Below are 14,115 nucleotides of genomic sequence, written 5' to 3' on the forward strand. Positions count from 1 at the left end.
TGTTACTGCATGTGTGGGGGGATCAGTGCCTGACCCGCCGGGGCCGAAGCCCCGGCGGCGGCAGCGAGGTCAGTTGACGATGTCGTCGACCGAGGCCGACTCGTTGCGCGAGAGGTTGATTCCCAGGTTCGCGGCGGCGCGCTCCAGGTCCTCGTCGTCCCCGTCGCGCATCTCGATGGCGGCGCCGTCGCTCGACAGCACCTCCACGTTGAGGCACAGCGACTGGAGCTCCTTGAGGAGCACCTTGAAGGACTCCGGGATGCCCGGCTCCGGGATGTTCTCGCCCTTGACGATCGCCTCGTAGACCTTGACGCGACCCAGCACGTCGTCGGACTTGATCGTCAGCAGCTCCTGCAGCGTGTACGCCGCGCCGTAGGCCTGCATGGCCCAGCACTCCATCTCACCGAAGCGCTGGCCACCGAACTGGGCCTTACCGCCGAGCGGCTGCTGGGTGATCATCGAGTACGGACCGGTCGAACGGGCGTGGATCTTGTCGTCGACCAGGTGCAGCAGCTTGAGGATGTACATGTAGCCGACCGAGACCGGGTACGGGTACGGCTCGCCGGAGCGCCCGTCGAACAGCGTCGCCTTGCCGTCCTCGCCGACCATGCGCTCGCCGTCGCGGTTGGGCAGGGTCGAGCCGAGCAGGCCGGTGATCTCGTCCTCGCGGGCACCGTCGAACACCGGCGTGGCGGTGTTGGTGTCGGGCTCGACGTTGTAGAGCTCCTCCGGCAGCTTGGACGCCCAGTCTGGGTTGCCCTCGATGCTCCAGCCCTGCTTGGCGATCCAGCCGAGGTGCGACTCCATGATCTGCCCGATGTTCATACGACGGGGCACACCGTGGGTGTTCAGCACGACGTCGACGGGGGTGCCGTCCGGCAGGAACGGCATGTCCTCGACCGGCAGGATCTTGCCGATGACGCCCTTGTTGCCGTGGCGGCCCGCGAGCTTGTCACCGTCCTGGATCTTGCGCTTCTGGGCCACGTAGACGCGGACCAGCTCGTTGACGCCCGGGGGCAGCTCGTCCTCGTCCTCGCGGGAGAAGACGCGGATGCCGATGACCTTGCCGGTCTCGCCGTGCGGGACCTTCAGCGACGTGTCGCGGACCTCGCGGGCCTTCTCGCCGAAGATCGCGCGCAGCAGGCGCTCCTCCGGGGTCAGCTCGGTCTCGCCCTTGGGCGTGACCTTGCCGACCAGGATGTCGCCCGCGCCGACCTCGGCACCGATGCGGATGATGCCGCGCTCGTCCAGGTCGGCCAGGACCTCCTCGGAGACGTTCGGGATGTCCCGGGTGATCTCCTCGGCGCCCAGCTTGGTGTCGCGCGCGTCGATCTCGTGCTCGTCGATGTGGATCGAGGTGAGCACGTCGTCCTGCACGAGGCGCTGCGACAGGATGATCGCGTCCTCGTAGTTGTGGCCCTCCCACGGCATGATCGCCACGAGCAGGTTCTTGCCCAGCGCCATCTCGCCGTCTTCGGTGCACGGCCCGTCGGCGATGACCTGACCGGCCTCGACGCGGTCGCCCTCGGCGACGATCGGCTTCTGGTTGATGCAGGTGCCCTGGTTGGACCGGCGGAACTTGTGCATCCCGTAGGTCTGGCGGGTGCCGTCGTCGGCCATGATCGTGATGAAGTCGGCGGACAGCTCCTCGACCACACCGGCCTTGGCCGCGGTGACCAGGTCGCCGCCGTCGACCGCGGCGCGAAGCTCCATGCCGGTGCCGACCAGCGGGGACTCGCTGCGCAGCAGCGGCACCGCCTGACGCTGCATGTTCGCGCCCATGAGGGCACGGTTGGCGGCGTCGTGCTCGAGGAACGGGATCATCGCGGTCGCGACCGACACCATCTGCCGCGGCGAGACGTCCATGTAGTCCACGTCGAACGGCTCGATGAACTCGACCTCGCCGCCCTTCTTGCGGACGAGCACGCGCTCCTCGGCGAAGTGGTTCTGGTCGTCGAGCGGCGCGTTCGCCTGGGCGATGACGTGCCGGTCTTCCTCGTCGGCGGTCAGGTAGTCGATCTGGTCGGTGACCTGGCCCTCGACGACCTTGCGGTACGGCGTCTCGATGAAGCCGAACGGGTTGACCCGCGCGTAGCTCGACAGCGAGCCGATCAGGCCGATGTTCGGGCCTTCCGGCGTCTCGATCGGACACATGCGGCCGTAGTGGCTGTGGTGGACGTCGCGGACCTCCATGCCGGCGCGCTCACGGGACAGACCGCCGGGGCCCAGCGCGGAAAGACGGCGCTTGTGGGTCAGGCCCGCGACCGGGTTGGTCTGGTCCATGAACTGCGACAGCTGGGAGGTCCCGAAGAACTCCTTGATCGCGGCGACGACCGGGCGGATGTTGATCAGGGTCTGCGGCGTGATCGCCTCGACGTCCTGAGTGGTCATCCGCTCGCGGACCACGCGCTCCATGCGGGACAGGCCGACCCGGATCTGGTTCTGGATCAGCTCGCCCACGGTGCGCAGACGGCGGTTGCCGAAGTGGTCGATGTCGTCGACCTCGACCGGGATGTCGGTGCGGTCGTCGCCCTCGCCCGCCAGCATCGTGGTCTCGCCCGCGTGCAGGCGGACCAGGTACTCGATGGTGGTGACGATGTCGTCCTCGGTCAGCACGCCGGTGTTCGTCGGCAGCGCCAGCCCGAGCTTCTTGTTGATCTTGTACCGGCCGACCTTGGCCAGGTCGTAGCGCTTGTCCTTGAAGAACAGGTTCTCCAGGAGCGTCTGGGCGCTCTCCTTCGTCGGCGGTTCGCCCGGGCGCAGCTTGCGGTAGATGTCGAGGAGCGCCTCGTCGGTACCGGCGGTGTGGTCCTTCTCGAGGGTGGCCAGCAGCGTCTCGGAGAAGTGGAACCGCTCGCGGATCGCCTCGGTGGTCCAGCCCAGCGCCTTCAGCAGCACGGTGACGGGCTGGCGGCGCTTGCGGTCGATGCGGACACCGACGGTGTCGCGCTTGTCGACGTCGAACTCGAGCCAGGCGCCGCGGCTGGGGATGACCTTGACGCTGAAGACGTCCTTGTCGGTGGTCTTGTCGATCGCCGTGTCGAAGTAGACACCGGGAGACCGGACCAGCTGCGAGACCACGACACGCTCGGTGCCGTTGATGATGAACGTGCCCTTGTTCGTCATGACCGGGAAGTCACCCATGAACACGGTCTGGCTCTTGATCTCGCCAGTGGTGTTGTTGGTGAACTCCGCGGTGACGAACAGCGGCGCCGCGTAGGTCATGTCCTTGTCCTTGCACTCCTCGACGGAGGCCTTGACCTCGTCGAAGCGCGGGTCGGAGAAGGACAGGGACATGGAGCCGGAGAAGTCCTCGATCGGGGAGATCTCGTTGAGGACTTCCTCAAGGCCGCCGACGGGGTTCTCGTCACCGGCATCGATGCGGCGCTGGAACCACATCTCGTTGCCGGTGAACCACTCGAACGACTGGATCTGCAGGTCCAGCAGGTTGGGCGTACCCAGAGGTTCACGGATCTTCGCGAACGAGACCCGGCGGGGGGCCCCGGGGATACCCGAGTTCGAAGCAGTGGAGTTGGTCGCAGCAGTGGCCTTGGTCGCGCGGGAGACTGCCAAGATGCGTCCTTCCAGGACAGTGAGCGGTTGACAGTCACATGCACTGCTCGCGTTAGCAAGCCGTATACGCGCCTGTCAAGGGTGCCGTGGTGCCCAACATCCTAGCTCTTGGCAAAGGGCGTGCGGAAAGTGGGCAGCGCAAAGGGGCAGTCTAGCCACAAAACAGGCGACTGTCGAGGCCCGCGCTCACTCGGCCCTCCCGCTGGAAGTCCTGTCGGGTACCAGCGTGACCCCGGACGGTCGCGGAGTCAAGATGCCACGCCCGAGATTCCTCTTTTGCAGCAGTGCCGGGCCGTTCACCGATAGGCGCTTGACCTGGGGAAACCCGTTTGCTACAAGCACCCACACCGCACGATCGCAGGCACTGCGTGGCAGCGGAGGCACAGAGCGTAGCCCAACGGGCGAACGGTCCGATGATCAGGAGGAAAGAGGTCGCAGAGGCGCCAGGACACGGCGCCGCGAAGGTCAGCTTCATCCGCACGGTCACTCGTCCCGGGCGCCGGCCCAGGCCACCTCGAACTCGGCCTGACCGATCTCCTGGGTGATCAACTCCGGGTCGTAGAGATCGACGATCGGAGGGTTGAGCGGCCAGTCCTCCGGCCCGCTGCGCACGCTTTCGCCGCCGAGTTCGACCTGCCGCAGCCTCCGCCCGTCGGGGCCGATCTCCATCAGGTAGTCGACGGGCTCGTCCACGTCTTCGTCCCACCGCCGACGCAGCCATACCGTCTCCCGGTCGGCCAACGCGCCGAAGCCGGGCCGACCGCGTTGTGCGGCACGCTGGTCCCTCAACCCTGACAGCTCATCCGGGACAGCCGCGGCGTCGATGTCGACCTCGGCCAGACCCCAGGTCTCCGCGTTCGCGACCATGTCGGGCGCGTCGACCACCTCGACCTCGGCGAAGGTCTCCCGAATCTCGCGGACCGACCGTGCGGTGATCCACCACCAGAGACCGCCCATGCCGTAGTCATGCAGGACGAGAAACCGCTGTTTGTCCATTTCAGCAGGTCGGAGCGGCTTTTCCGTCCGGCAGCGGCTGGTCGAGCATGTCGAAGTCAGTGATCTTCCACACCCCGTCGACCTTCTCCGCCCGAATCCCGAACTGAGCCCCACTGGCCGTCGTCTGGTTCTGCTCAGTCCGCGTAGTCGACTGATCAACGAACACCAGCATGTCGGCCTTGTCCTGCTCAAGCCGCGTCACGCCGAGGTCCCGGACCTTCGTCGTCAAGATCAGCTTCTGCGCCGGGGCCTGCTCCTTGAGCACCCCGAACAACTTGTCGTACTCACACACCGCGGTCCCGGCCAGATACTCCTTGACCGCCTTAGCCGTGGTGTCCAGCTCCGTGAAGTTGTACGACAGCGTCTTCTCGATCGCGACCGTCATCTTGCCCTTGACCTCGCTGGTCGCGGCGCTGTCGACCAGCGAGAGGTTGCCGCCGTCAGTGCCACCCGTGAGCGAGTCGGCCTGACCGCGGAACCAGATCGCGAGCCCCGCCAGCACGAGCGCGACCACCCCGAGAACGATCGCGAAGTTGATCGACTTGTTCCGCTCAGCGGCCGCGATCTCCTCGTCGGACCGCTCCTCCACCGGCAGCACCCGAACCCCGGACTGCTGCTCGGCCTCGGTCAGATCGACCGGCACACTCCGCCCAGCCGCCCGCCGCTTGCCCGCAGGCCGCGGCGACGGCACCGGAACGGGCTCCTCAGCGGGCTCATCAACCCCGAGATCAGGCTCCGAAACGACCTCTTCGCCGCCGTCCTCACCCCGGGCAGCCCCCACCCTCTCCGGGGGGACGGCCCCTGGCCAGTCTATCGGCGAGGGGGCTTCGGCGGTGAGATCGCCGCTGGGCTGTGGATCATTCGCCGGGGTTGTGGACAACTCGGCGGATGCCTCATCCGTGGTGGTCGACTCAGCAGGCTCCACGGCCTCGACCGGCTCCACGGGCTCCGGACGGTCGACGGGCTCGGCCGCGCCAGGGCGGTGCAAACCGGCCACCCGCGGGCGGCGGACGGGGGTCGTCGGCGGGGTGACCGGGCGGCGGCGGGACGGCGGGGTGGGCACGGTGGGAAGGGTCCTCTCGGAGGCGATCAGGCGAGCTAGGCGGGGGCGAAGGGGACGAACGCGATCCCGCTGAGCTTCCACCCCGCGTCCGTGCGTTCCAGTGCTCCCTGGACGCGCTGGTACTTCACGGTGGCGGGCTTGCCGTCGGGGGTCACATCGATGCGGATGGCTGCGATGATCGTCGCCTTGCCCTCGCGGTCGCGCAGGTCGGTGATGGCGGATTTGAGGACCCGCGCGGTGGTGACCGTCTTGGCCTGTTCGATGGTCGTCTTGCTGCTCGCGCGCCTGCCGACGACCTCGTCGTGCAGTGCGCCGACCGAGGCGTTGAGCCAGCGGTCGAGGTCCTTGTCGACGCTGCGGTAGTCGAGCGTGTTGAAGGTGATGATCGCCTGCTCGCCGACCCGGGTGACGTCGTCGCGCATCCGGGCGACCTCCAGGTCGTCATCACCGGATGCCTTGATCCAGGAGACGCCGAACCAGAGTGCGGCGGCGGCGCTGAGGACCACCAGGGCGAGCGCGATCGGCACGTACACGGTCGGTCGCCGTTTGGGTGCTTCCACCTCGTCGGTGACGTCGTCGGTCCGCGGTTCCGTGCTCGTCATAGCGCTCCAGGGTAGTACGGAAAGTCAGGCGGGCAGGCCGAGCAGGCTCGCGAGGCTGGCGAGGCCGCCGAGACCGGGCTGGGACACCGTGCCGGGGAGGCTGTTCTGCGCCATCTCCGCCAGCTGCTCGGAGCTCCGGTTCTGGTTGGCCGCGATCTGGTCCTGCGTCGGCGCCACCGGCTTGCCCCCGTACGGCGCGTTCTGCGAGCCGCGCACGTTGATCGGGCTGCCGACGGGCTCGGCGCAGTAGGCCTGGGAGTTCTCCGGGACGTCGGCCAGTTCGTTGCCGTCGCGGCGCTCGGTGCCCTCGTAGCCGCGGGTGCAGGACGGCGGGTCGAACAGGTTCAGCGCGAGACCCAGGTGGGCGGTGCCGTCGCCGGGGGTGACGGTCTTCGGGCCGACAGCGACGACCGGGTAGGCCACCAGCGCCAGCTGCAGCCCGTCGACCCGGCTGACCAGGATGTTCGACGTGGTGAGCAGGTTGGCGAACACGGCGCCGAGGCCGTTGCCGGATTCCCGAAGCAGGCCGGTGACGGCGTTGGCCGTGCCGGGCGTGGCCGCGATCAGCGTGCGGATCTGCGGGTCGGACACGCGCAGCTGCTCGGCGAGCAGCTTCAGGTCGCCCGCGAAGGACCGGATGTTGCCGGACTGCGCGGCCTGGGTCTTCAGGACGACGCCGCCGTCCTCGACCAGCTTGATCGTCTGCGGCAGGTGCTCGCGGGCGGCCGCGGTGAACGTGCCCGAGTTGTCGAGCAGCACCTGCAGGTCGTCGCCGGTGCCGGTGAACGCGCGCTCCAACTCGTCGACGACCGTGCGCAGCGAGTCGGTGGGGACCGACGAGGCGAGGCTGTCGAGGTCGCGGATCACCGTGTCGGTGCTGACCGGGGTGGTGGTCCGGTCCGCGGTGATGACCGAACCCTCCTTCAGCAGCTCGCCGCCGTCGTGGCGGGGCCGCAGGTCGACGTACTGCTCGCCGACCGCGGACCGGTTGGCGACCACGGCGTCGAGGTCGGCCGGGATCTCCGGGGCGGACGGGTCGATGTTGAGGTCGATCCGCATGCCGTCGTGGGTCAGCTTGATCTCGCCGACCCGGCCGACGTTGACGCCGCGGTAGGTGACCTCGGCGTTGGTGAAGATGCCGCCGGACTCGACCAGGTCCATCTTGACCCGGTAGCCGTCGGCGCCGAACACGCGGCCGAGGTCGGTGAACCGGAACGCCGCGTAGACCACCGCGACGACGGCGATGACCAGGAACGCGATGAGCTGGAGGCGGACTGTCTTGGTCAGCATCAGGAACCGCCTCCCAGCAGCACGTCGAAGAGGCCGCCGAGGCCGCGGTCGGTGGACTGCGCGCCCGGCTGGGCCGACTGGCCGTTGAGCGACGGCAGCGGCAGCGGCGCGGGCGCGTTGGACGGCACGCCGTCCTGGCCGCCCGCGATGCCGCTGAGCGGGCCGGGCAGGCCGAGGTCCTGCAGCGGGTTCTGCCTGCTGCGGCCCAGGTTGTCGATGACGCTCTGCAGGTTCAGGTCCAGCTTCAGGTACAGGTTGAAGTAGTCGCCCTTGACGCCCTTCACCGCCTGGTCGGTGAACGGGTAGGTGAACATCAGCTCCAGCGACTTCGGCAGGTCGCTGCCCGCCTCCCCGAGCTTCTGCAGCGTCGGGGCGAGCGCCTTGAGGTCGGCGACGAGGTCGTCCTGGCTCTTGTTCACCGTGTCGATCGCGACGCCGGAGAGCGTGTTGAGGCTCTGCAGCATGGTCACCAGCTGCTGGCGCTGCTCGGTGAGCACCTGCAGGCCGGGCCCGATGTTGTCGATCACGCCGACGATCTGGTCGCGCTGGGCGTTGAGCGAGCTGGCGAGCCGGTTGATCCCGTCGATGGCCCGGGTGATGTCGGCCTTGCCCGCGTCGAGCTCGGTGACCATGGTGTTGACGTTGTCGAGCAGGCCGCGGATGTTGGTCTCGTTGCCCGCGAGCGCGAGGTTGAGCTCCTTGGTGATGCTCTGGAGCTGCTCGACGCCGCCGCCGTTGAGCAGCAGCGACAGCGCGCCGAGGACTTCCTCGACCTCGGTGTTGCGGTTGGTCCGCTCCACCGGGATGACCGCGCCCTCGGCGAGCACGCCCTGGGCCTTGTCCCCGGGCGGCGCGCTCAGCTCGATGTACTTCTCGCCGAGCAGGCTCGACTGGCGCAGCTTGGCCAGCGCGTTGGCAGGCAGCGACACACCGCGGTTGACCAGCACGGTCACCTCGGCGGTCCACCCGTCGGAGGACAGCGCGATCTGGTCGACCCGGCCGACGGCGACCTCGTTGACCTTGACGCCGGACTGCGGCACCAGGTCGAGCGCGTCGCGCAGCTGGATCTTGACCGAGTACGGGTCGTCGCCGAGGTCGGCGCCGCCGGGCAGCGGCAGGTCGTAGATGCCGGTGAAACCGCAGCCCGACAGGGTCAGCGCGGCCGCGCCGCCCACGGCCAGGAGCTTGAGCCGGTTCATCGGGTGCCTCCTGAGCCGAACGCGTCGCCCGCCAGCGGCAGGGGCAGGGTCGGCAGCTTGCCGCTGCGCAGTCCGTCGATGACCTGCGCGGGCGACGGCAGCGGCACAAGGCCCTGCACGACCGGCGCGAGCTGGCCGCACACGTCGGCGAGCGTCTGCGGCAGGCCCGCCGGGGTGCCCTGGCGGACCAGGTTGCAGACCGTCACGATCGGCGGCTGGGACAGCTCGTTGATGTTGGCCCGCGCGTCGAGCGTGCCCGACGAGGCGTTGTAGGTGTTGACCAGGTTGCTCAGCGCCAGCGGGGCGATGTCGAGGGTCTCGGCGAGCGCGGCCCGCTGGTCCACCAGCACCTGGGTGATCGTGGTCAGCTTGTCCACATTGGACTTGATGCGGCCGCGGTTGTCGTTGATGAACTGCTGCACCGAGCCCAGCGCGATGCCGAGCTGGTCGACCGCGGCGGCCAGGTTCGTCCGCTCCCCGGCGAGGAACTTCGCCGCCTCGGCGAGCTGGGCGTTGAACTGCCGCACCTGCTCGTCGCTGCCCGCGAGGGTGGTGGAGAACTTCTGCAGGTTGTCGATGGTGGCGAACAGGTCCTGCGAGTTGCCCGACAGCGTGGTCGACAGCTTGCTCAGGTCGGTGACGGTGTCGTTGACCGCCTGGCCGTTGCCGTCGAGGTTCTTGGCCAGCGTGTTGAGCAGGTCGGACAGGGCGCCGTCCTTGTTGACCCCGTTGGGGCCGAGGGTCTGGCTGACCCGGCTCAGGCTCGCGTAGAGGTCGTCGACCTCCAGCGGCGCGGCCGTGCGCTCCTTGGGGATCACCGTGCCCGTGGCCATCTCCTCGCCGCCGGTGAAAGCGGGGGTGAGCTGGACGTAGCGGTCGGAGACCAGCGACGGGGCGACGATGACGGCCTTGGCGTCGGCGGGGACCTTGACGTCCCGGTCGACGAGCATGGTCACCTCGACCTGGTCGCCCTTGGGGACAACAGTGTCGATCGAGCCGACCTTGACGCCGAGCACCCGCACGTCGTTGTGCTCGTAGAGGCCGACGACGTTGGGGAACATGGCGGTGTAGCGCTTCTCGCCCGACTCCCGCAGCAGCCACCACAGCGCCGCGGCCACGAACAGCCCGAGGACGCAGACGATGGCGACGGTCCGCGCGAGGTCCTTCCCGCCCTTTGTCGCGAAGTTCATGACGGGTTCCCCAAACATCCCTGCTGGTTCAGCGGACCGAACGCCGGTGGGAGCAGGCCGCAGATGTAGTTGTCGAACCAGCGGCCGGTGCCGATCGCGTTGTTGAACTGGCGGGCGAACGGGGCGAACTTCTTGAGGCCCTCGGCCAGCGAGTCCTGGTTGCGCTGCAGCATCGCGGTCAGCTGGTCCAGGCTCTGCAGCACCGGACCGAGCTGGCCGTTGTTGTCGGCGACGAGGCCCTGCAGCTCGGTGGCCAGGGTCTTGGTGCCGACGAGCAGCGCGTCGATCGCCTTCTTGCGGTTGTTGATCTCGCCGAGCAGCAGGTTGCCGTCGGTGAGCAGCTTGACCACCTCGGCGTCGCGCTCGGCCAGGGTCTGGCTGATCTGCTTGGTGTTGTTCAGCAGCGTGGCCAGCTCCTGGTCGCGCGAGGAGATGGTGTGCGACAGCGATTGCAGGCCGGTGAGCGCGCCCTTGACCTCGTCCGGGGTGTCGGAGAACGTCTCGGCGATCACCTCGAAGCTCTTTGCGAGCTGGACGGTGTCGACCTCGTTGACGGTCTCGGCCAGGCCGCGGAAGGCTTCCAGCACGTCGTAGGGCGCCATGGTCCGCTCACGCGGGATGCGCGTGCCCGGGTCGAGCACTTCGGTGCCCTCGGGCTCCAGCGACAGGAACTTCTGGCCGAGCAGCGTCTTGATCTTGATCTCGGCGCGGGAGCGGTCGCCCACCCAGGCGTCCTTGACCTTGAACCGGACGACGACCTTGTCCCCGTCGAGGCCGACGTCGGACACCTTGCCGACCTTGATGCCCGCGATGCGGACCTCGTCGTCGGCCTGGATGCCCGCGGCCTCGGAGAACTCGGCGCTGTAGGTGGTGCCGCCGCCGATGACGGGCAGGTCGTCGGAGTTGATCGCCGCGACCATGAACAAGCCGATGACGATCAGGCTGACGATGCCGATCGGGATCGGATTGCGGGACCGGAAAGGCTTCACGACAGGCACCTTTCCTGGTTCGCCGGAAGGACGGGAATGTTGACCGGAGTGGTGATCAGGCCCGGGATCCCGATGTCGCCGGAGGCCTCGCAGAGGAAGAAGTTGAACCACGAGCCGTAGCTGACGGTGCGGGTCATCGTGCCCAGCTTCGTCGGCAGGAACTGCACGAAGTGCTCGACGGTCTTCTCGTTGGCGTTGAGGCTGTTCGTCAGGTTCCCGAGCGCGGCGATGTCCTGCTTGAGCGGCTCACGCGCCTGCTGCAGCAGCCCGGAGGTGCTGGTGGCCAGGCCGCCGAGGGCGTCGATCGCGTCGCCGATCGGCTCGCGATCCTCGGCCAGGCCGCTGACCAGCTGCTGGATCTGCACGACGAGCTGCGAGAGCTGCTCACCGCGGGAGTTGACCGCGCCGAGCACACCGTTGAGGTTGCTGATGACCTCGCCGATCACCGCGTCCTTGTCGGCGATCGCGGTGGTCAGCGACGCGGTGTGCGCCAGCAGGTTCTCCACCGTGCCGCCCTCGCCCTGCAGGACCGTGATCAGCTCGTAGGACAGCTTGTTCACGTCGTCCGGCGACAGCGCGCGGAACAGCGGCTTGAAGCCGTTGAACAGCTCGGTGAGGTCCAGTGCCGGGCGGGTGCGCTCCAGCGGGATGTTGTCGCCCGGGTTGAGCACGGCGTTCGGGTCGTAGCCCGCGCCCTGGGTCAGCGAGATGTAGCGCTGGCCGACCAGGTTGCGGAACTTGATCGTGGCCATGACCGACGCGGGCAGCTTGCGGCCCGAGGACACCGAGAACTTGACCTGCGCCTGGTTGCGGTCGGCGACCGACACCTCGTCGACCTGGCCGACCCGGACACCGGCAATGCGCACGTCGTCGCCGGGGAGCAGCAGCGTCGCGTCGGAGAACCGGGCGGTGTAGGACTCGGTCGAGCTGAGGTTGGTGTTGGCGATGCTGATGGCCAGCACCCCGGTCGCGGCGATGGTGATCGCCATGAACAGGGCCAGCTTGATCAGCGGGGCGGCGAGACCTCTCATCGGAAGCTCACCTCCGCACCGCGGAAGGCCGGGCCGAGCAGCAGCGTGCTCCACGACGGCACCTGGTCCGGGCTCATCCCCATGCCCGGGGCGATCAGCTGGGACACGAAGGCGATCTCCTGCGGCGAGTTGGGCAGTCCGAGCCCGTCCGAGCCCGCGCCGTTGGGGGTCGTGTACTGCGCGACGTTCGACCCGGGCAGCAGGCCGTCGTTGGCCGGACGCGACGCGGTCGGGGACGACGCGCCGTCCTTGAGCGGGCCGTCCGGCGGGCTCTGCGGGAACGGGGTCGGGAACTGGGTGAAGTCGTAGCAGCGCGGACCGCGGTCCTCCTGGTAGCGCGGCTCGTCCTTGCCCGGCTTGTACGGGCCGCGGTTGACCGTGACCTCGATGGTGGCGTGCAGACCGGGCTTGTTCGTGCCCTTGCCGAGCGCGGTGTCGATGATCGGCACCGCCTCGGCCATCTGCCGCAGCATGCACGGGTACTGCGGGGAGTACCTGGCCAGCGTCTCCAGCGTCGGGCGGGCCGAGTCGGCCAACTGGATCAGGTTGGCGCTGTTGGCCCGCAGGAACGACTCGAGGTCGCGCGCGGCGGTGGTGGTCGTGGCGAACAGCGTGTCGAGGTTGGCCCGCTGCTCGGCGATGGTCTTGGAGGTCACCGTCAGGTCGGTGAGCGCCTGGACCAGGTCCGGGGTCACGTCGCCGTAGGTCTCGCTGACCGTGGCCAGGCTGCGCAGGTCCTCGCGCAGCTTCGGCAGGTGCGGGTTGACCTCGCCGACGAGTTCGCCGAGGTCGGCCAGGGTGGTGCCCAGGTCCTTGCCGCGGCCCTGCAGGGCGGTCGAGATCGCGGTGAGCGTGCTCGACAGCTTCTGCGGCTGCACGGCCTGCAGCACCGGCAGCAGGCTCTCGAAAGCCTGCTCCAGCTCGACGGCCTTGGTCGTCTTGTCCTGCTTGATGTTGTCCCCGGCGCGCAGCGAGCCCTCCGCGGCCTGCTCAGGGATCTGCAGGGAGACGTAGCGCTCGCCGAACAGCGTCTTGGGCAGGAAGCGCGCGGCGACGTTGCTCGGGATCACGTCGATCTTCTCGGGATCGATCGCGAGGTCGAGCACGGCGCCGTCGGCGGTCGGGGTGATCTTGCGGACCTCGCCGACGACGAGGCCGCGGACCTTGACGTCGGAGTGGACCGCGAGCTGGTTGCCGACCTTGTCGGTGGTCAGGGTGACCTTGGCGACCGGCGTGAACGCCTTGTTGTACATCGCGACGGACAGGGCAACGAGGCCGAGGATCACCGCGATGAACGCCAGGCCGAGGAGCCTGCGCTTGATCGTCTTGCCGAGACCCTTGGCGCTCATCCCGCGATCCTCACCGTCGTCGTGGTGCCCCAGATCGCGAAGCCGATGAAGAAGTTCACCAGCGCGACGGTGACGATGGTGGTGCGCACCGCCCGGCCCACCGCGACGCCGACGCCCGCGGGGCCGCCGCTGGCGTTGTAGCCGTAGTAGCAGTGGGTCAGGATGATGATGACCGCGAAGATCAACACCTTGCCGAACGACCAGAACACGTCTTCTGGTGGCAAGAAGAGGTTGAAGTAATGGTCATAGGTGCCCGCTGACTGGCCGTAGAAATAGACCGTGATCGTTCTGGACGCCATATACGACGACAGCAGGCCGATGATGTAGAGCGGGATGACCGCGATGAAGCCCGCGATGATCCGGGTGGTCACCAGGAACGGCAGGCTCGGCACGGCCATGACCTCGAGCGCGTCGATCTCCTCGGAGATGCGCATTGCGCCGAGTTGGGCGGTGAAGCCCGAGCCGACCGTCGCCGACAGCGCCAGGCCAGCCACCAGCGGGGCGACCTCGCGGGTGTTGATGTAGGCCGAGGCGAAGCCGGAGAACGCCGCGGTGCCGATCTGGTCGAGCGCGGCGTAGCCCTGCAGGCCGACGACGATGCCGGTGAACACGGTCAGACCGACCATGACGCCGACGGTGCCGCCGATGACCGCGAGCGCGCCGCTGCCGAAGCTGACCTCAGCCAGCAGGCGCATGGTCTCGCGCATGTAGCGGCGCAGCGCCCGGGGAATCCAGGCGAGCGCGCGGATGTAGAACGAGAGCTGGTCGCCGAGGTCGTCGAGGGTCCGCAGTGGACGGTCGACGACCTTCTTGGCGGTGTCGGTCACGGCCAT

Annotated in this window: 11 protein-coding genes; all 11 read right to left on the reverse strand. The window is 68.3% G+C overall.

The genetic code is table 11. The features are described from left to right. Window positions 1-69: 69 nt before the first annotated feature. Window positions 70-3,573, reverse strand: a complete 3,504-nt coding sequence (gene rpoB / locus ACSHT8_RS20125) for a DNA-directed RNA polymerase subunit beta (RefSeq protein WP_436492413.1) — start codon at window positions 3,571-3,573, stop codon at window positions 70-72. Window positions 3,574-4,056: 483 nt separating this feature from the next. After that, on the reverse strand, window positions 4,057-4,569 hold the full coding sequence (locus ACSHT8_RS20130; RefSeq protein ID WP_436492414.1) for a hypothetical protein: 513 nt from the start codon (window positions 4,567-4,569) through the stop codon (window positions 4,057-4,059). A 1-nt stretch (window position 4,570) separates the two neighbouring features. Further along, on the reverse strand, window positions 4,571-5,632 hold the full coding sequence (locus ACSHT8_RS20135; RefSeq protein WP_436492415.1) for a hypothetical protein: 1,062 nt from the start codon (window positions 5,630-5,632) through the stop codon (window positions 4,571-4,573). A gap of 35 nt (window positions 5,633-5,667) precedes the next feature. Further along, entirely contained in the window at window positions 5,668-6,234 is a 567-nt protein-coding gene (locus ACSHT8_RS20140) for a hypothetical protein (RefSeq protein ID WP_436492416.1), read from the reverse strand. 24 nt (window positions 6,235-6,258) lie between these two features. After that, the gene (locus ACSHT8_RS20145; protein WP_436492417.1) at window positions 6,259-7,524 is read right to left on the reverse strand and encodes an MCE family protein; all 1,266 of its coding nucleotides are present in this window, start codon (window positions 7,522-7,524) and stop codon (window positions 6,259-6,261) included. Beyond that, on the reverse strand, window positions 7,524-8,723 hold the full coding sequence (locus ACSHT8_RS20150) for an MCE family protein (protein ID WP_436492418.1): 1,200 nt from the start codon (window positions 8,721-8,723) through the stop codon (window positions 7,524-7,526). Before ACSHT8_RS20150 ends, ACSHT8_RS20145 begins: the two co-directional genes overlap by 1 nt. After that, a complete protein-coding gene (locus ACSHT8_RS20155; protein WP_436492419.1) occupies window positions 8,720-9,913 on the reverse strand; it encodes an MCE family protein in 1,194 nt (397 codons plus the stop codon). The genes ACSHT8_RS20150 and ACSHT8_RS20155 overlap by 4 nt, the downstream gene beginning before the upstream one ends. After that, the gene (locus ACSHT8_RS20160; protein WP_436492420.1) at window positions 9,910-10,902 is read right to left on the reverse strand and encodes an MCE family protein; all 993 of its coding nucleotides are present in this window, start codon (window positions 10,900-10,902) and stop codon (window positions 9,910-9,912) included. The genes ACSHT8_RS20155 and ACSHT8_RS20160 overlap by 4 nt, the downstream gene beginning before the upstream one ends. Continuing rightward, the gene (locus ACSHT8_RS20165; protein ID WP_436492421.1) at window positions 10,899-11,933 is read right to left on the reverse strand and encodes an MCE family protein; all 1,035 of its coding nucleotides are present in this window, start codon (window positions 11,931-11,933) and stop codon (window positions 10,899-10,901) included. Before ACSHT8_RS20165 ends, ACSHT8_RS20160 begins: the two co-directional genes overlap by 4 nt. Then, window positions 11,930-13,282 (reverse strand): MCE family protein, encoded by a 1,353-nt coding sequence (locus ACSHT8_RS20170; protein WP_436492422.1) that lies wholly within the window; start codon window positions 13,280-13,282, stop codon window positions 11,930-11,932. Before ACSHT8_RS20170 ends, ACSHT8_RS20165 begins: the two co-directional genes overlap by 4 nt. Continuing rightward, window positions 13,279-14,115: an MlaE family ABC transporter permease gene (locus ACSHT8_RS20175; protein ID WP_436492423.1), complete on the reverse strand. Its 837-nt coding sequence runs from the start codon at window positions 14,113-14,115 to the stop codon at window positions 13,279-13,281. The genes ACSHT8_RS20170 and ACSHT8_RS20175 overlap by 4 nt, the downstream gene beginning before the upstream one ends.

The sequence above is a fragment of the Actinokineospora sp. HUAS TT18 genome, assembly GCF_051364635.1.
GTDB lineage: Bacteria > Actinomycetota > Actinomycetes > Mycobacteriales > Pseudonocardiaceae > Actinokineospora.